Origin of the sequence: Comamonas sp. NyZ500 (assembly GCF_016772095.1) — a bacterium.
GTDB lineage: Bacteria > Pseudomonadota > Gammaproteobacteria > Burkholderiales > Burkholderiaceae_C > Comamonas > Comamonas thiooxydans.
In genome coordinates, this window is sequence record NZ_JAEIJE010000017.1 from 57,781 (window position 1) to 77,291 (window position 19,511).

Here is a 19,511-nt window from a genome sequence, read left to right on the forward strand (position 1 = left end):
CCTTTATGGTTATCTCTTGATAGAGATGGTGGTGATCTTGATGTTGTCCAACGAACGCTTACCTTCGGGCGAGTTGCGCGAAATCGGCGGCATATTCACGAGCACACGTGTGGCCCCCAGTGGCACGGCGTACAAAGGGGTGATGACGTAGTTGCCCTCCCCCTGAAACACCTCAACAGACGCAGATCCCAGATAAGTGCCATCTGCATAAAACTGCAGCTCTACGCGGGCATAGGCTCCCGGATAAGCAACGCTCACAACCTGGCCGTTTTCACCAGCGCCCATATAGGCATTGAGATACATGCCATCGCCGCCAATGTTGTTCACCCACTCCATGTAGACGATGTTTTGATGCGCTGCGGAGACTGCAAAGTCATCAAGCGTCCTGCTGGTTGAGACAAAAAATGCGACGCTTCCACGCCACCGCGGAGCCACAGCAGTGATAGCTCCACTCCTAATCTGCAAGGTGTCGATGACGTCGACCTGCTGGACTGTCATCACACCGCCGACGACCCTGAAAGCCGGTGTGTAGATGTCACCGCCAGCAGTAACCTCCAGAAATTTGCCGTTGTTGGCATTACCGATCAGCAGGCCGTTTGGTCCCAGGTGGAAACCGCTTTGGCCAGCTGCAGGCCAGCCGTAGCCCGTATAGGCGCCGCCGTTGATCTGTCCTCGAATGTTGAGTTCGTTGAAGTAGGCTTGGCCGTTGGCACGGATCGCCCAACCCGTACCGCCCGGCCCGTAGACGTTGTTCCAATTGCTGGAATGCAGCTCATTGCTGGCAATCGTTACGCCTCCTACCTGCCCTGCTGAGGCGTACACCGTGCCGCGCACGATCACGCCCGAGAACTCGGCCATGCCGTCCGGCCGCAGAGTCCAGCCACTAGAACCAGCTACATAGTTGCTGGATTTCAGGGTGCCGCCAATCACACCGTTGCCCGCCGTGAGCTGGCTGGCACTGATGGCTGTGGCCTGCACCTTGTCCGCAAAAAGCGATCCGAAGCGGCCGAGCAGCGCTTCGACGTTTCCGATTCGCGCCGAGTCCATGTAGACACCGGCCGGCACGGGCACACCATTGATCGTCATGTCCGAGGTCTGCACATAAAAGGGCACGGCCTTGCGGCTGCCATCGGGCGCCACGATGCTGAATGCATCGGTGGCAAACGCAATGGCGATCTTGGGCCCGGCGTCATCATCTGTGGTACCACTGATCTGAATGCCGCCCACCACCACCTGGTCGCCGCTGCCCACTGAAACGGCCAGCGAGTACTTGGCTGCCAGATAGCCATTGATACCAGCCTGTGCCGTGAACTGCTGCTGCACAGCAGCATGGTTATCACCCACAGTAGCTGCCAGCTGTTGGCGCGCCGTCGCTTCTGCATCATCTGCCGTGGCGCGTGCTTGCGACTCCGCCGAAACCTGGGCGCGGATGGCATCCTGTTCGGTCTGCATCTGCGCTGCCAGCGCTTGGCGTGATAGGGCTTCGGCGGCATCGGCATCTACTCTGGCGATCTGCTCATCCGAAAGCTGGGCCTGCAATGCACTGTCAGCCCCCTCCAGACGCGCCGCAAGTTGTTGCCTCTGCAGCGCTTCGGCAGCGTCGCTATCAGCCCGCACACGAGACTCCTGCTCGAGCGCAGCCTTTTGCTCATCTACCACCGCCGCCAACTGTGTGCGCTGCAACGCCTCCGCACTCAAGCCCTCCTGGATCTGCGTGGACAGCTCGGCCTTGGCCAGGGCCAGTGTTGTTCTGGCCTCCTCCTTGTTGCGCTCACCGGTCAGGATGTCTTGCAGCAAAGCCTGCGCCGTGCGTTCACCCTCTTTCTTGCTCAGCTCCCGAGATACCGAGATCTGGCTTTCGCGCGAGGCGGTCTCTGCGCGGTCACCATCAGCACGGGCCCGGGACTCCTCAGTAACCTGGGCCTGCAGCAAGGACTGAGCCTGCTCCACTGCTGCAGCCAGCTGCTGGCGCGCAGTCGCTTCGGCAGCGTCGGCCGTAGCACGGGCCTGAGACTCTAGCGTGATCTGCGCCTTGGCCTCGGCGGCCGATTGCGCAGCCGCAGCCGCAGCGGCCGCCGCATCGGTGGCCACCTTGTCCGTGACTGCCGCCCAGGCGGATCCATTCCAGCGCTTGGGCGTGTTTGCGCCACCGGTGGTGTCGATCCAAAGGTTTTGCACCAGCTGATCGGCCGCCGCCGGCGTGGCGCTCTGATAAAGCACCTTGCCCTTGGCTCCTGCTGCATCTGCCGCCGCTTGTGCGGCCGCCAGGGCCGCCGCCTGGTTGCCCGACACCTGGGCGGCCAGTTGCTGGCGAGCACTGGCCTCGGCCGCATCGGACGCAATGCGTGCGCTTCGCTCTTCAGTAATCTGGGACGAGAGCGAGGCATCCACACCATCGAGCCGAGCGGCCAATTGCTGGCGAGCCGTGGCCTCGGCCGCATCGCCCGCCACGCGGGCAGACTGCTCTGCCGTGACTTGCGCAGCCAGATCGCTGTCCTTACCATCCAGTCGGGCGGCCAGAGCCGCGCGGGCTGCGGCCTCTGCTGTGTCGGCGCCAATGCGTGCATTGCGCTCGTCCGAGACTTGAGCGCCAAGGTCAGTATCCGCTTGCTGCAGCTGCGCAGCCAGCTGCAGCCTGGCCGAAGCTTCGGCGCTGTCCGCCGTGGCGCGAGTCGTTGCCTCCTCCTCCAACAGCGCCGCCAGCGTGTCTGTCTCGCCCTGCATTTGCGCACGCAGGGCCTCGCGCTGCGCTGCTTCTGCCGCGTCGCCATCTACACGGGCCGCTTGTTCGGCTTCTATTGCAGCAGTAGTTTGCTGATGGTTGCCCTGTACCGTGGCCGCCAGGGCTTGGCGCTGGCTGGCTTCGGCCGCGTCTGCCGTGGCGCGCGTCACCGACTCCAACTCCAGTGCGGCCGCTTGCTGGCCCACGGTAGCCGTCAGCTGAGTGCGCGCTGCAGCCTCTGCCGCCAGCCCCTCCTGTATCGAAGCGCTCAACTGGTTGCGAGCAAACGCCAGGGCCTCCTGGCCCTGCACCCGGTTGTATTCACCGTTCAGGATGTCCTGCAGCAAGGCTTGCGCAGTCTTGTCGGACTCGCGCTGCAGCTTGCTCACGGCCGTCACCGAGGCCGTGATGGCAGGAACATCCAGCGCAGACAAAGTCAGCTCGGCACTGCCCAAGCGCGTTTGCAAGTCGTCTTGTGCGGCCTCGTACTCAGCTCGCGTCACGCGCAAGGCGATCTGCGCCCCCAGGGCATCGAGCGTGCTTTCAGCGGTGGTCAGCCGGGCAACGGCATTCTGCAGCTCTAGCGCCTCGGCCTTACTGCTGAGCGTGCCGTTGATGCTGTCGAGTTGCTGCACCACACTGATGAGGCGCGCATCCAGGCCCTCATACAGCAGCAGATCTGCTGGCGAAAGCACTGCCTCCGCAATCTTGCCGTCCACGTAAGCCGTGGTGGCCTTGAGCTGCAACTGACCAGACAAAGCATCCAGCAGCACCTCCAGATTGGTGACCTGGGTTTTAGTGGTTTCGAGCCCGTAGATCTTGACCTGACCGGTGGCTGGATCGACATACACACCGGCATCGGTGATGCGCTCGAGCGCAGCATCGGCAGCCAGGGCTGCTTCCAGCAAGCCTTTGGCCATATCCTCCATATTGCCGCGCACCTGCTGGTTCAGCGCATCTTGCTGAGCCGCAGCGGTCACCAGGCTCTTGCCCAGCGGACCGCCCTCAATGTCAATCAGGTCAAGGCGCTTGAGATCCACCTGCGCTACAGACTCCAACTGCTCTAGGTTGAAATCGTTGAGTACGTCAATGCGATCAAAGTCGATCAAATCGAGCTGGTCGATCTTGTCCACCACTATCGGCGTGAGCTGCTCTGACCCAACCTTTCCAGTCAACACCTCCAGCAGGCCGGCCACATCCTCGCCCGTGACTGCGGCTACCGGACCAACCCAGCTACCGGGCACACCATCGACGCTGACATTGCGAGCCCAGATGTTCCAGCTTTGTGCCGGCTTGGAACTGAAGCTGATAGGCCCTGCATAGCCCTCCCCCACCTGGGCGGCTTGCTGCAGATCAGCACCCTGCCCGGCCCAGATCTCCGTGCGGGCATGGCCATGGCCTACGGTATAGAGTGGGGCATCCCATGCCACCTGTACCGAGGTGAGCATGCCTGTCGCCATCAAGCCGGTCACCAGGGGTGGCGGGGTCAAGTCAGGGTTTTGTATCTGGTCAAAGCTCTGGCCTAGCTCAATGACAAAGCGCGCAATGCCATTGGCCAGCTGACCTGCCGTGTCGATGGCGCGCAAGCCAAATGTCCACAGGCCGGCGCCAGGGCGACTGGTCTCAAACTGAGCGGTGTAAATGTCATCGACATCACCCAAGGGCTGCATGGCATCCCAGCCGTTCAGGCTCAAAGCCACCTCCCCTGGCAGATAGCGGATTTGCACACCAGCCAGAGCGGCCGGTTTGTCACCCGCATAGGCCCAAGCAAAACGTCGCAAGCCACCAGCCAACTGTTGGACCACAAAGGTGCCGGGGTTGCGCGGTGGCAGCTGTGTCTGGCTGGTGATGTACAGCTTGACGGCCATCTGACCAGCACGCCCGGCAGGATTGAACGGCCGCACCTCGATGAGCCATTCGCCCGCCCCGTCAATGCGGAACGTGCTGCGGTTGCCGACAGCGTTGCCATCCACAAGGCGCAGCTCGGAACCATCACGGCCAGCCCAGACCTGGGCGTGGTCATAGTCGCCTTCCACATCCCAGATGCAGGACAGCTCGTACCACTCTGTATCGCCCTGCAGGTTGACCTTTTCGGACACGCGCAGGTTTTTGACGACGGGGCGGCCCAGCTGGGGAATGCTGCTTTGGTTGGGCGCGGGCACATAGGTGCCGTTGAGCACGTAATCCCAGAACTCAGGCCCTTCGGGAACAGCCGTGATGCGCGCACCCTTCAGATCCGACTCGGGATCGATGCCGGTCACGCGCACGCGATAGCCGGGCGTGGCCTTGAAGTCATAGCACCACAGGGTGTCGTGCGCGGGGCTGCCGATGCCTTCGCCGGGGAAATCCAGATCTGCGGGCCATTCGCCCACCAGGGTGACAACATCCGACTCGGCCGCCAGCGGTTGCACGGGCCACACGCGATAGTCACGCGCGCCAGGCACACGCAGGCCGATGTAGGCAGAGGCCAGGGCCGGTACCGATTCATCCAGGGTCAGTTGCACCTGTGCGCCGATGCGCTGGGCGGCCATCACCCGGCCACCGTATCCCCATTGGGTCAGGTCGTGGGAGACGGACAGCACCGACAGCCGGCGATAGTCCAGATGCTCGATGTCTGCCGTGAAGTGCACGGTCTTGTACTGGTACAGGCTCTGGGCCAGGTGGTAGCGTGCCATGACGGCGGCATGGGCCTCGCTGGTGATGCCCTCGCCGGTCACGCGGGCCGGGCTCAGCATGGTGGTCACGCCGGGCGCCATCACGCGCAGGGTCGTCATCTCCCAGGTGTCGCGGTTCAGCCATTGGTACTCAATGCCATCGGCAGCATTGCTCAGCGCGTAATCCACGCTGAAACCACCCTTGAGCATGTTGGCCATATTGACCACGGCGCTGTTGGGCTGGCCGTTGGTCACAAAAACGGCGGTGGGCCGGCTGCCATCGGTCCAGGCGAATTCGCCCATGCCGGCCAGAGCAACCTCTTCGCAGAATGCGCCCAGCGACATGGAGGGCGTGATCCACTTGTCGTAGGTATAGCCGCGCGCCGCGCAGTGCAGCATGAAAGCCTTCAGGCCCTCGATGTCGATCTGCTCGTCGGACAGGCCAAAGCCGAACTGCAAAACGCGCTGCCCCTGCGGGTTGACGGTCCAGATGCCCCGCAGCGTTTGAAGCAGGATGGCGCCAGGGTTGGACAGCCCATCAGCGCGCGTGGTGGCCGTGGCCCAACCAGTACCCGTCCAGATCGGCATGGGCTTGGCGCGGTAGGTGGCGCGCACCTGGTCGAGGCTACCGCTGAGCTGACCGGATGCGCGGATCTTGATGCCGATGCGGCCCCACTGGCTGTAATCCGTTGCGTCGGCCTGCACGCTCTTGAGTGACACCCAGGAGAACTTGCAGGCATCGCCAGAGCCGCCATCGTTCCAACGCGGAACGCCCAGCTTGGCACGCACCTCATACTGGCCGGGCGCCACATCAAATGAGAAGGTGCGGCGCAGGACATCCGTGCTGGCATTGGTCAGCGTGCTGCTGCTCAGCGTGGTCCAGACAGGCGTACCGACTAAACGAGCTTGAATCGTCAGGTCAACCCAGTTGGAATTGATATTGCCTTTGCCGCCTACGTCATACAACTGGCCCTCGATGTCCAGTTGCAGCACGCCGGCCCCCGCCGAGCCCGTGCGCGTGATCCAGTCACCGCCGTTGACGAACTCCGCCCCGGCCACGGCATCCACATTGCTATACAGGGGGACATTCTGGCTGGTCATGCCGGAAAAGCCGTTGTAGTAGACGCTCACATCGGAATAGTTACCGATGGGCGTATCTCCGATAGCGAGATCTGCAACGCTGTGAACGTTGATGCCGCCGAGCAGGATGGTGCTCAGGTACTGGTCATCGCCCTCGTACCAGGCATAGGACTTACTGGCCAGATCCGGCGTCACGCGCATCTCGCCCCAGAGGACGGGAATAGGCTCATACGGCCGCGCGGTGTTTCGCTGGTCGCTCAGGCTGTAGATCTGCTTCTGGGCCAGAGACTGTGCCGATGGGATCTTGGGGCCCAGCACCTTGTTGATCAGCACCGAGCCGGCAATGAAGACGCCCGCCTGAATGGCAGAGATCCAAGTGCCCGCAGCTGCTGCAACATAAGTGCCGCCTGCCGCGCCATAGATGCCGGCAGCGATACCACCCGAGAAATAGGTAAGCGCAGCCAGGGCCACCAGTTGCAGGGCCGAACGAGCAGGCAACGCACGACATGCAATCAACTGACCATGCTTAGGAAAGGTGCGAGCCCACATTGACTGCGGGATGTCATATCCACTGATAGAAACAGTCCAAGCACCACACTCAATGCCAGGCACATGGCGCCCGAGGAAAGCAGCAAGGCTTTCTCCAGGGAGCAAATCCGCTGGCACATTGCGCTTTCCTTCGACGGACAAAGGATTTGGCGAGACCACCAAGCGCCCACCTGCATCGAGCACATCGGCAGGCACCCCGCCAACGGCAGCAACAGCAGCAGATTCAGCGCGATTCAGTTCCATCGGTAATAGCCCTCAACAACCAGGCCGTAGCCCTGCAAGTCCTGCACCCGGTGCAGCACTGACGCCCCCAACTTGTGGGAGGTGTGCAGCACATGCGGTGCGTAATTGGTAAACACGAAAATGCCGATGTGCCCTGCCTGCGCGGCATCAAAGTCGCGCATCAGCACGGCATCACCATCCAGGGGCTGCTCGACGGCCGTACCCAGCTCATCGCAGTAGCTGGCAATGGCAGCCGCCTGGTCCGCTGACCCCAGTGGACGCGCGCGCTTTCCAGCCAGCACCACCTGACGGCCAAACAGCTCGCGCTGCACCATCAGGGCCAGGTCTGCGCAGTCCATGTGGCGCGGGCAGTAGGGAATGCCGATAAAGCGGTCTAGTTGCAGGGCATCCAGCATCAGAAGACCCCCGGCAAGGTGTGAGGGTTGACGATCTGCTGGCATGCGGCACGCCGCACGATCTCATCGACACTGCAAGAGGCCTGGGCAGCTGCGCCGCTGATGCTCACGCTGGAGATTGGCAACCAATAGACATGCTGATGCAGATCAGGCTTATCGCGCGGCACGATGATCAGCTTGGCCATCGTGGTGGTACCTGGCTGCAGGCGTTCCAGCTCGTCGCTGACGCCTCGGCCCACGTTATCGATGCTCAGACGCATGCGCGGCGCCTGGCCGGAAACGTCGTCAGGCAGAGTGAAGCTAAAGGGCAGGCCGATGTAGCTGATGCCACGGCTCACAAAGTCCTGCACGTCATTGCAGATGCACATGGACTCCGAAAAGCTCCGATTTGTGATCTCCAGCAACTCGATATGCCCGACATCGTTGGTAAGGCGCTGATTGCGCGTGCGGAAGTCGTTCATCGCAGGTACTCCAAGGTAGCGCTTCGGCGGCTCAGGCCAAACCCACCAGACATAGGCTGCAGCTGGCCAAGCGCACCATCCTTGAAGCGAACGGAGCGCAGCGCATTCGTGCGAGGGTCCTGAAAGTCAAACCAGCCAATACGCTTGATGTCATTGAAGTACCACGCCTCAAAGCTATTGGCATCGTCCGCCGACTCGAAAGCGAGATTCACTGCCACAGTCGTCACTACCCGGCTCTGACCAACCCGGTACTTGCTCAAACCGCGCTCCATATCGCTCTTGATGACACCCGCGTCAAACTCTTCGGAATACCCATCGAGCAAGACCACGACATAGGAAGGAAGTACTGCCATGTCTTAACCTCCCAGCCCAAAGCGCCGCTTGGCGCTTGTGTAAGGCGCTCCACTGCCGGAATCAAAGCTCTCACCCACCACATCGAGAACGAAGCGCTTGAGCACAGACCCATCGGGCAAGGAGCTGGTCTCTTCGCGCTGGCGAACTTGCGCCCCCGTGTAGTTGTTGACCTCGAACTGAACATTCACCGACGGCCCACCGGACCGACCTGCTCCACCCATGGCACGCACGCCAAGGCTTCCATCTGGGCCGCGCGTCAGCGGCATGATTGCCTCTTCTCCAGCCTCAGCAAAAACACCCATACGAGGTGCACCACCCTTGGCAAAAGCAAAGAACTTTGGCGAGCTGTGGATCTGATTTCGATACTGGCTCAGGCTCGGGCTGTTACTGAAGACATCGCCCTTTGCAAACACACCGAGGTCTTGCAGGGCGGACATGACACCCGAGCCGGTTGCAGAGCCTGTGGCCTTGCTCTTGGAACCAACCATGCCGCCCAGGAAACCCAGCAGCCCACCACCGCCACCACCCAACGCGCTTTCCATCATCAAGCGCCCTTTCATCACGACGTATTCGGAAACGATGGTGCTGAACAGATCCTTGACCTCGACCTTCCCTGTTTTGACAAAGCTGCGCACCATGTCCTCGGCGCCCTGATATGCCATCATCCAGAGGTTTTGCGTTTGGCCTGCCACATCGCGCGTGGAGTCGAGATAGTTCTCGGTCGCACGCATCGCTCCCGTGATCCAGTTGGCTTGACTCTCGGAAATACGGTCGTAGGTTTCGTCGTAGATGCGTTCCTCATCAGCCAGCTGCCTCACGAGAGTGGCGCGCTTGGCCTTGTAGTACTCCTCGTTTTCAGGCGTCCAGACGGCAGCCATGCCCTTTTGATCATCGAGCTGGGTCAGCTGGGCCTGATAGTTCTCACGAATGCTGCTCAGGCCCTGTACATGACCACGACGACGGTCGCCCATGCTCTGCCCTGCCACTTCCAGATCAGCGCGGCGCTGCAACTGGGTCACATAGGCTTCATAGGCCGTGCCCAGCTGCTGAATGGATGCAGCATGCTGACGCGCAGCCTGAGCGGCCTGCTGATCTACTGCAGCCAGCTCGTTCTGCGTCTGAATCTGGCGCACAGCCAGCTTGCCGCGCAGATCCACAATCTGCTTTTGCACATTGAGCGCATCGGCACCCTTGGTCTTTTCCTGCTCCAAGCGGTCGATCTGCTGCTGCGTGCCAGCCTCATCAAGGCCGGCATTCTTCTGAATTAGCCCACGCTTTTGCCGGTAGTAATCCTCCAGAGAGATCAAACCTGCACTGCGCGCCAGCTCCAATTGCTGCTGTTGCTGGCCAAGCATGGCCTGCTCTTGGCGCATTGCATTCTGGAGCTCACTCAGATCCAGGCGACGATCTGCGGTCTGAATTGAGGCAGCGCCACGGCCAGCCCCTTTGTCTTCAAACTTCTTGCGCAGCGCGGCCTCGCCAGCCTTGATGCGAGCAGGGTCCAGCAGGTCATTAAGGGCCTGCCTATCCTTGGGGTCAGTGGTGATTGCCAGGCTGGCCCGGAGTTTGTCGATATTGCGGCGGTACTCATCAATGGCATCCGAGGCTTGCTCTGCCTTGGTCTTGCCCATGTCGTTGACTTTTTGTACCGCACTGAGCGCGGCATTGCCCGCGTTCTGCACCGCTTGATTGGCCGCAGCTTGAGTGGCGTTGCCATTCTTCGACGCCAAGGCTTTTTCAAGATTGGCAATCTGCGCTTCCAGCTTGGTATTGCCAGCCTGCCATGCCGCATCGTTGCCAACCGTGGGAGACTGCGCCTTACGAGTCTCCAGCTGCTTGCGCAGCCGTGCAAGTACATCATCCTCAGTCTCAGGACGGCCGACATTGAGCATGGCATTCCATGCACTCGATGCTGCGCTCTTGATGCCCTCCCAGGCTCGCTGGATATAGCCAAGATTGGAGGTTAGCTCTTTGGTGCGCCCAGCCATGGCATCTGCATAGGCCTGCTGAGCCTTGGCGGCAGCCTCAGAGCTACGGCCTTCATCTTCCAGCGCTTTGATCTGGGCCAGGGTTGCAGTGGTCAGATATCCATACTGCTCATTGAGCCGCATCGAAGCCTGTACGGGCTCCTTGCCCAGCGCGGCCATACTTTCAACGGTCTTGGCAATAGGAATGCCGGCGCGCTTTTCCAGATCCATGGCCACGGCCGCAAAGCGCTCCAGCTGCTGCTCGCCAACCTTGCCTGTTGCCACCAGCTGAGACAAGACATCTGCAGCGCCCGATTGGCTGTAGCCCTTGGCAGACAAGGACTTAGCCATTTCCGCCAACTTGGACGAGGTAACCCCTGCCAAATTGCCGCTCATGATGATGGATTGATTGAACTTGTCTTGTTCCTGGCTGCCTTGGTAGTACGCCACGCCAAGCGCTGCGACAGCACCGGCGATCAAGGTCAGTGGGGTTACCAAACCTGCGACATACGATGCCAAGGCTCTTGCAGCAAGCCCAGCACCGCCAAACATATCCTTGAGCTGCCCACCCTGCTGCAACAACACCGTCAAGGGCTGCTGCCCCGCCTGCAACGACACCACAATATCGGTGAACTGCGCAGGCACCTGGCGCAGCGCTGCTGCCGTCTGGGCGGCGGAAACCTGCATGGTGCCCAGCTGCTGCGTGGCTGCGCGTGCGCCGGCCTGGCTGGCCGGGCCCAGGGCGTTCAGGCCGGAGCCAACCGCCTTGAGATCTGTCTGAGCCTTGCCAGCCCCAAACAGATCGAGATAAATGCCAATGCGCTGCCCATCACTCATGCGGCGACTCCCTGGCTATTACTTGCGCAGCTTGTCTCGCTGCTTTTCACGCTCGCGCTCAAGTGCCCGCTCCTGCTCATCAGCCTGCCAATGCTCTGCATAGACCGTGAGAGCTTCAAGCTCGCACTCTTGCAATAGCGCAAAAAGGGATTCGCGCTCGCCCTCTGCAACGCCAGATAGCTCCATGTATGCCCGAACATCGGCCACACGGAGGCCGCAACGCCAACCGCCATCAGTGGCCCACATGGTTTGGACATTGAGCCAATGCCGCCAGGGCTGCACATTGCAGCTCCAGAGCGCAAAGCGCTGCGGAGCTGCTGCAGGGCCATCCTGATCGCCGCTGGGCGGAACCAGGCGTGCAAGCTTTGCCAGTGCATGACTGGCATCGACTGGCGCAGCTGCAGGCTGATTCTTTTTGGCATCGGCTTTGGCATCACGGCGTTGCTGCTCAAGGCTTAGACGGACGAGCGCTCGGAGTTTTTTGCCTGCACCCCGGCATGGTTGGCATAGGCCACCCAGACCATGTTTGTCATACCGGGAATGCGCAGAAAGCGCTGCAGTGCCTCTGGGCTATAGGGAACGGAGACGCCTTCACGGGTGAGGACTTCATCCCAGCCACGGGCCTCGCGGGTCACCAGGGTCTTGGTGTCGATGCCAGGGTTCGACAATTCCTTATCGAACTCATCCTGATCCATGCGGTGCATGTCGATCTTGAAACTGAAATCAACACGCTGGCCTGCCTTGTCGATCAGTTGGCCTTCCACAGGCACACGCACCACGTCATCTACTTCAATGAGCACACTCATTCTTGGTCTCCGATCACGATTCGAGGGTGGTAGGCACGCCCTGGCATTCGATATCCACAGGGGTTTGCACGACGCCCTGGGCTTGGCCGGTAGGCACGCCCGTTGCGGCAGGAGCGCCCACCAGCAGAATCTTTGGGCCGGTACCGAAACCAAGCTGAATCACGCGCGTGGTCTTGCTACGGTGAGCCTTCACGCATTCCTTGAAGCCGGGATCGCCCATATCAAACAGATTGGTGAAAGCGAAGGTGACAGGGTTCTGCACCGTAGAGCGACGGCGGCGCAGCATGCCGTGCACCGTTGTGATATCGGCCTTTTCAAAGTCGCCACCCGAGGCATTGACCTCCTGCACAGAGCGGAAGTCGGCACCCAGCGTGATCACCACAGCTTTCCCACCCGTGAAGTTGCCGTAGTCGGTGGTGTCCTCACCTTCCAGAACAAAGCTCTTGGCAGCCTCGTTGAAGTCCTTGATGCGGAATGCACGGTCATTGACCGCAACCATGCCATTCACATCGGTCAAGCGCACAATGGCACCGTTTTCGAGTCCTGCAGGTTTTTCACCCTCGAACACGACCACAGCCCCCGCCTCCTTGCTGATGCTCTTGATGGCAAATTCGGCAGTTGCTGCCGTCTGCACGCTAATGCTCACATTGGTCCAGAAAATCGGTTCCATGACGGCCCCTTCAAAAATCAGACGCGAACGCCGCCGCCATGGAGGCCGCCGTGTCTCAGTTGGTAAGAAATCGAGATGCAGACAGACGATTCGCCGTCGTAGTCGTCATCCCACTCGATCTGCGCGAGCTGCAGCCCAGCAATAGGTGTGTCGCGCACAGCCTCAGGCTTCAAAGCCTCAATCACACGCCCCAGAAGCGCATCAGCCACTGCATCGACCTCGGCGGATGCGCGCACAAGGCAATCGACCTGCAGATGCGAGCCCCAAAGACTGGGAACGCTTGCCCCCGCTCCTGTCGTAGCAGTGGATCGCGGTACGCGCACAATCACGCAGGACTTGACTGCCTGAGGCAACCCGCGTGCACGACGCATAAAAACCGAATGGTCGGCCCCAAGCACTTGCGATAGATGACTAGACACGGCGCTCGCCGCGCGCCAGAAAATCGACTGGTCCGCAGCCATGCTCATTCCTCCATCACGCTGATGACCGCCCAGCCCGTGGCATCCGGCACCACGGCGGAGGCAACGCGATAGGCCACACCGTTGACGACCAGGCCTACAGCCTCCTCAGCAATGCCTGGGCAGGAGGTCACAGCCAGCGACACCGTTCTGCGCTCCGCAGTGATGGGTGCACCAGGCACGTACTCCGGCCCCTGCTCCATTTCCAGAATCACGCCGAATGGCTGACCGCCCTGCCAAGTGGCAGTGGCATTGGACAGACGGCGCAGCACTGAGGCATTGAGTCGAGCCTCGGCAGCGGCGAATGGAGCAAGAGATGCAGCCATGCGCCTCAAGCCTTCACAGTGCCGGGCACGCCGGTGAATTTGATATGCACCATCTCGGCATTAGCTGCGGCCGCAGCGAAGACGAAAGCACAAGCGCCATAGATGTCACCAGCCGCTGCTGCATCTCCGGTGAAAGCACCATCAGCTGGCTTGAATACAGGCACGGCGCCCTGGGCAATGGCAGCACCCGCCAACTTAGGGACGGCAAAGACGCCATCGATCTGGACGGAGCCGGTTTGACCCGGCGCAATATTGCCCAGGGCAACACCCAGAATGAGGCCGACCAGCACGACTTGCCCGCTGACCACCGCATCAGCGGTGGTGTTCACATAGTCCAGCACCTTGCCGGGCTGAATGAAGTTGTTTGCCATTTCAATACTCCTTGAATGAGCGGCTGGGTTTATTGACCGGCATTGGTGGCGATGCAGCGGTGGTCGTGAGCACCCACGCCGTAATCGAGACGAACCTTGAAGCGCGCACCATCGGTATCGAATGCGTCCTGCTGCTCGATAAATGGCGTATCCACGCCATCGAGGAATGCGACCTCCAGTGCTGCTCCTTCATTGACATCGGTGAAGGCGTAATAGCGCGTACCCTCCAGGCGGGGGCTGCCAACGATGTCGCGGAACATGCCCAGGCCCACGTTGGGTGTCATGGGGTTCACATCGGTGCTGATCTCGAACTCGGACTTGTTGATCAGCTTGGCGCGGCCTTCCAGACCCACCGGGCCCAGCCAGACAGCGGGACGCAGATCCAGGAAGTCGTTGCCGCTCACATCCTTGTGCTTGGCCATGAGGATGCGGAAAGCTTCAAAGGCAGCGCTGGAAGGCGCAGCAGCTTCTGCCACCACATTGCCGTGAGACGCATGCAGCAATGGCTTACCGTCCAGCATCGTGGGGCCCAGGCCGTTGTTTTCACCCAGCAGCGCATAGACATCAGCCTCGACCGTGCGGGCGGCACTGCGGCCCATGGCGGCAGCTTGGTCAGTGAACGCGCCCAGGTCATCGTTAATGATCATCTCGCGCGACAGGTTGATGATGAAGCCCTTGGTCGCAGCCGAGATGCTGGACTTCTCGCTGTCGGGGATGCTCACATTCTTATACTCGCCGTTTTCACCCTTGGGCTGCAGGTTGCCCAGCGAGCCGACGCGGAAACGATGGTGCTCACGGAAGTCCGACACTTGACCGCGCTTGCAGAAACGCTGCCAGGTCAGTGCCTGCACGGCGTATGCCGACAGCAGCACGCGGTGGATGGCATCGGTGAGCAGAATGGGGAAATCGCTGGTGGACTGGGTGAAGGCGGCTGCCACGAGCTCGCGCTTGTCCTTGCCCTTGGCACTGACACCGGCAGACTCCAGCGATGCACGGGCCATTTCCACCAGGCTCATGCCACGGTATGGATTGCCGCCATGGGCAGAAACCTGCTCCTTGGTGGCGTAGCCGGCACGCACCAGCAAAGCCGATACAGCGGCATCGCGGCGCTTGTCGCCCTCGTCTTCCACGGTGGTGACGTTCACGCCAGCCACAGGCGTAGCCTGAGAGCCTAGGTGAGCCAGCAGGCGAGCACCAGCTGCGGCCGCAGAGACAGAATGATCATCTTCGCACTGGCGTTGAAGATCCTGCACACCCTCACGACCCGCGAAGGCGGCAAACGATGCACGAATGGACTGACGGCGGGTCTGATCAGCAGCCAGCACAGCAGCCTGCGCAGCGGCGTCGGGCACAGGCGTGGAAGCTGCAGCGACGGGAGCAGCTGCAGCTGCAGCTGGTGCGGCGCATCCGCCACCAGCTGCCGGCGCGCCAGATGCGCCAATGGCGTTCATCAGCACATGGGTGCGGTTTTTGTTCATGTTGTCCTCATCAGGAGCGGATTGCGCGGCGGGCGCCGCAGAAGCACCCCCAGCCCGCTGCAAAGCAGCAGGCAGGGAGCGGTAACGGGAAAGGGGCAAGTCACGGGCAGCGCTGGCCGCGACGGGTGACGCATCGGTGATGGAGTCAATGAAGCCGTCTGCCATGGCTTCGGCAGCGGTAAAGAAATGGTCTTTGCCGTCGGACAACAAGGCCATGACGGCATCGTGATTGCCGGTCTTGCGGGCATAGCTGGTAGCCATGGCAGCGGCCCAGGTGTCCAGCTGATCGGCCATGTCACGCAGCTCGACCGCGTTGCCAGCTGCATAAGTCCAGGGTGCGTGCACCATGAGCATGGCGTTTTCAGCCATGCACACCTTGTCGCCGCCCATGGCGATCAGGCTGGCAATGCTGAATGCCATGCCATCCACTTCGGTGGTGATGGTGGCGGGGTGGCGCTTCATTGCGTTGTAGATGGCAAAGCCATCAGGCACGCTACCGCCCAGGCTGTTGATGCGCACGGTGATCGCCTGCACATCCAGGGCCTGCAACTCGGCTACAAAGTCGCGGGCATTGGTAGTCTCTTCCCACCAGCTCTCACCGATATCGCCGTAGATCAGGATCTCTGCCGCCGACTGCACACCCGCAGCCGCTGCAGCCTGCGCAGTCTTGCGGCGGATGGCGAACCACTTTTGCGATGTACTCATGAAAAACTGCCTGCATTCGTTGTCGCCTCAAGGGCGGAATGCAGGCAGTTTCTTGGTTTCGCTGTCTCATTTCATGCCGTGAAATGAGACTATTTACTCCCACGATAATTCCAGACTGGGGTTCTATGGCACGGACTGCTAAACCGCAGAACGTCAATCAAATTCAAATCCGGAAGGTTAAAAATTTCGAGTAATCACAACAACGCCTTTAGCTCTCATCACTGCGCCGTGAATACCCGGAGACAATTGCCACTAGCAATAGGCTGCTCAACCAGCCAAATAATATCTCAAACCAAGTCATTAGGCGAGCTAAGTGCCCCCAATGCCAGTTACTAAGCCATTCTTCCTTAAGACTTTGCTTGGGCGTTGGTACAAATGCACCCCAAGTTTTTTCTTGTCCTAAATCAACTACCGGCAACAATAGGTCAAGTGAATAGGCAAGTGGATTGAAGGTTGAATACTCGCCACGGAGAGGATCGCATAGATACCAGTTACCAGATTTAGTTTTTGGATCTGGGAAACATTTTTTATAGTCCTCATTTTGAAAAATCAACGGATCTGAGGGCGCAAGTGCGCTGCGTGGAGGCAAGGCCAGCCACCAGTAAACTGAGCCGAATAACAACCACACAGCAAGCATCCATGTCACCAATCGCACTGGGCGGTAGCCATAGCCGGCAAGTTGCCCAAAGATGAAATGTGCACTGCGCGTCACAATGCCTTTCCAGCATCTAGGCACATCACAAAGATCTTTTGGCCATGCCCCTAGACGTCCAATTTCGCGGACATGATCTTCGAAGGCTACGCCCACTTGCTTAGCACTCTCGGTATGACCCATCTCACGCAACACACGCTGCAAATGGCGCCATGGTTGCGGACGAAAGTCATTGACCTCTAGGTGCCTTGAGGGCTGACCGCGCAACCATTGCAATCTTTGTTGTCCACTGGTAGGGGACTTTCCACCGAGCGTCCCAAAACGGAAACCGTCCAATATGCTTTCGGGCGCCCATGCATTCATATCATCAATTAAGACCGCCACCTCTGCGTGTCCCGCATTGATGCGAATGGGATTTGGAACACTGCGCAATATCCAAGAGCCTTGCACGACAGCAGCCTCCATCAACAAGGCAACACCGTCATGTACCTCGAATTGGCCTTCCTGACAAACTAGGTCACCACCAACTTGCAAGCCTTGCAGTCTGACTATCCCCATAGCCTTGAAGCCATTGCGGAAGGACACGTTCCCCCTCACATTTGCTCGATCGGCGCGCAAAGCTACACCCTGCTCGACCTTAAACTGACCTTTATCACAAGCCAGATTGCCTCCGATATTTGCTCCCAGCAGGGTGACCGTCCCCTTTGCTATAAATCCTCCGCTAAGGTACACACCACCCTTGACATTGGCTCGCGTAATGGTTAAAGCATTACCTTGCGTTACCTCGAAATGACCTTGACGGCATATCAAGTCACCTCCGATTTGCGCACCAAGCAGACTGACGTTTCCAGTCGCAGAGAAGTCACTAGTAAAATGCACACTAGCCTTGACATTAGCGCGATCAGCCAACAGGGCAACTCCTCCTTTCGCCTCAAACTTCCCTTTCGAGCAATCCAGGTCACCTCCAATCTGAACACCCCTAATTCTGACAGTTCCCGTTGCCTTGAATCCTTCTCGAAAAAATACTGAGCCATTGATATTTGCGCGATCAGCGAATAAGGCACGCACATTCTCAACTTCAAACTGAGCTTTGCTGCAATTTAAGTCACCTCCAATCTGAGCACCACCCAGACTCACGCTTCCTGTCGTCGTGAAACCGCCGCGAAAGAATACGCCCCCCTTGACATTAACTTGGTCAGCAATCAGAGCAGAGCCTTTCAGAACTTCGAAATGACCTTTATCGCAATTTAGGTCACCCCCAACCTGAGCCCCACTTAAAATGATAGCCCCTTTTACCTTACAGCCATTACGGAGATGAACATTTCCCAAGACATTCAGGTGACTGGCTAACAAGGCAATTGTTTTCTGTACATCAAACAGCCCATTGTCGCAACTCAAGTCCCCTCCAACCTGAGCCCCCCGTATACTGACGCAAGCTGTTGCCTTGAATCCGTTGCGGAAATACACGTTGCCCAAGACATTTGCATGATTAAGTACTAATGCAAAACCTTGATTACTCTCAAACTGGCCTTTGTCGCAATTTAAGTCACCTCCAATCTGGGCGCCTTGTAAGTTCACTCTCCCCAGCGCCCTGAACTTCCCCTTGAGCAACACACTACCCTTGACATTCACCCGCTCGAACAGAAGAGCACTACCCTCTTGTTCCTCGAAAAGCGCGTCGCAACAATCTAAGTCTCCTCCAATTGATGCGCCTAGCAGTCTGATCGCACCATTGGCCTTGAAACCATTGCGCAGAAATACACTCGATGAACAGCTCAAGCGATCTGCATCAAGGCCACGGTCAAGATGACAACCTTGCATGCTCAGAAGCCCGTCCACGTGGGCATCCATCAGGCTAGGCGCTTCAAGCAGGCGACAGTCGATCAAATTCATGCTGACTGCAACGTGGCAGCCACAAAGATCTAACGTTCCTTCAATTAAAGCGCCCTGCAAATTTACACCGATCTCGTGCACAAGAACTTTTTCATCTCCACCTAGCAATATGAAGCGTAAAAATTCTGCTCGCACTAGCTGATCGCCTGCTGTTGGCTCGGGCACTGTTTCACCAAGCTCAGCCACTTCGCCTATTCTGCAGGCATCCAGCAATTTTTTTTCACCGGGCTTAAGTGGAAAAAAATATCTTAACGTCCGACCCCGAGATGTATTAATTTTTGATTTATTTCTCAGAGGCTTTAAAGTCTTAAATGTGCCTTTTTTCGGCTTCAGCTGTCTCAAGAAATTTCCCCTAATTTTATGCTTTTATTTAAAAAATAATGGCATTCTAACTGCTCTGATTCTGATCTTAAGTGAAAGTCTTCTCAAACCTATGCCACCGCAGACGACCAGCATCATCAATTACACCCAGATGGGAATCTTCAAAACAGATGTCGTCGATCAAGGAATTCTCCGCAGTTTTTCAGCCTTGGAGACATAAACGCATCCACTTTTTGCATCTACAACACAGTCAACAAGGTCGATGACTACATTATTCACAAAAAAACGATGTCAAACACAGATACAGCGCATGAGGTAATTTAATTCTCACTTCAGCAACAAGACTCGACAGTTCTAAAGGAGATGGTTATGGAGAAGAAGCAGAAGCCCCTTGGCGGACACTACACGCTTAACCCAGGTGGTGAAGCGGGCGGAGGAGCATCTGGCGGAGGACCAATAACTCATGAAAAAGAAGATAAACCAGAGAAGTCACCACCTCCACCTCCACCTCCACCTCCACCTCCACCTCCACCTCCACCTCCACCTCCACCTCCACCTCCACCTCCACC

At 58.9% G+C, this 19,511-nt stretch carries 13 protein-coding genes; all 13 read right to left on the reverse strand.

Going from position 1 to position 19,511, the window contains the following annotated elements; genetic code table 11:
* Positions 1–9: 9 nt before the first annotated feature.
* The 13 genes from JAO85_RS20495 to JAO85_RS20555 all read right to left on the reverse strand — a co-directional run bounded on the left by JAO85_RS20495 (position 10) and on the right by JAO85_RS20555 (position 18,963).
* On the reverse strand, positions 10–6,954 hold the full coding sequence (locus tag JAO85_RS20495; RefSeq protein ID WP_202788877.1) for a host specificity factor TipJ family phage tail protein: 6,945 nt from the start codon (positions 6,952–6,954) through the stop codon (positions 10–12).
* A gap of 284 nt (positions 6,955–7,238) precedes the next feature.
* Complete coding sequence (locus tag JAO85_RS20500) at positions 7,239–7,643, reverse strand: hypothetical protein (protein ID WP_202788878.1); 405 nt, start codon at positions 7,641–7,643, stop codon at positions 7,239–7,241.
* Entirely contained in the window at positions 7,643–8,104 is a 462-nt protein-coding gene (locus tag JAO85_RS20505; RefSeq protein WP_202788879.1) for a DUF1833 family protein, read from the reverse strand. Before JAO85_RS20505 ends, JAO85_RS20500 begins: the two co-directional genes overlap by 1 nt.
* Entirely contained in the window at positions 8,101–8,457 is a 357-nt protein-coding gene (locus JAO85_RS20510) for a hypothetical protein (RefSeq protein WP_237734929.1), read from the reverse strand. The genes JAO85_RS20505 and JAO85_RS20510 overlap by 4 nt, the downstream gene beginning before the upstream one ends.
* A 3-nt stretch (positions 8,458–8,460) precedes the next feature.
* On the reverse strand, positions 8,461–11,262 hold the full coding sequence (locus JAO85_RS20515) for a phage tail tape measure protein (protein WP_202788880.1): 2,802 nt from the start codon (positions 11,260–11,262) through the stop codon (positions 8,461–8,463).
* An 18-nt stretch (positions 11,263–11,280) separates the two neighbouring features.
* On the reverse strand, positions 11,281–11,781 hold the full coding sequence (locus JAO85_RS20520) for a DUF1799 domain-containing protein (RefSeq protein ID WP_370552214.1): 501 nt from the start codon (positions 11,779–11,781) through the stop codon (positions 11,281–11,283).
* Complete coding sequence (locus JAO85_RS20525) at positions 11,718–12,068, reverse strand: hypothetical protein (protein WP_202788882.1); 351 nt, start codon at positions 12,066–12,068, stop codon at positions 11,718–11,720. The genes JAO85_RS20520 and JAO85_RS20525 overlap by 64 nt, the downstream gene beginning before the upstream one ends.
* A gap of 13 nt (positions 12,069–12,081) precedes the next feature.
* Positions 12,082–12,738, reverse strand: a complete 657-nt coding sequence (locus tag JAO85_RS20530) for a phage tail tube protein (protein ID WP_202788883.1) — start codon at positions 12,736–12,738, stop codon at positions 12,082–12,084.
* 17 nt (positions 12,739–12,755) lie between these two features.
* On the reverse strand, positions 12,756–13,199 hold the full coding sequence (locus JAO85_RS20535; RefSeq protein WP_202788884.1) for a hypothetical protein: 444 nt from the start codon (positions 13,197–13,199) through the stop codon (positions 12,756–12,758).
* A 2-nt stretch (positions 13,200–13,201) separates the two neighbouring features.
* Positions 13,202–13,522 (reverse strand): hypothetical protein, encoded by a 321-nt coding sequence (locus JAO85_RS20540; protein WP_202788885.1) that lies wholly within the window; start codon positions 13,520–13,522, stop codon positions 13,202–13,204.
* Between the two features lie 5 nt (positions 13,523–13,527).
* Positions 13,528–13,893 (reverse strand): DUF2190 family protein, encoded by a 366-nt coding sequence (locus tag JAO85_RS20545; RefSeq protein WP_202788886.1) that lies wholly within the window; start codon positions 13,891–13,893, stop codon positions 13,528–13,530.
* A gap of 29 nt (positions 13,894–13,922) precedes the next feature.
* Positions 13,923–16,076, reverse strand: coding sequence for a ClpP-like prohead protease/major capsid protein fusion protein (locus JAO85_RS20550; RefSeq protein ID WP_202788887.1), 2,154 nt, complete (start codon positions 16,074–16,076; stop codon positions 13,923–13,925).
* 208 nt (positions 16,077–16,284) lie between these two features.
* Positions 16,285–18,963 carry a hypothetical protein gene (locus JAO85_RS20555; RefSeq protein WP_202788888.1) on the reverse strand — a complete coding sequence of 893 codons (2,679 nt, stop codon included), beginning with the start codon at positions 18,961–18,963 and terminating at the stop codon, positions 16,285–16,287.
* Positions 18,964–19,511: the final 548 nt, after the last annotated feature.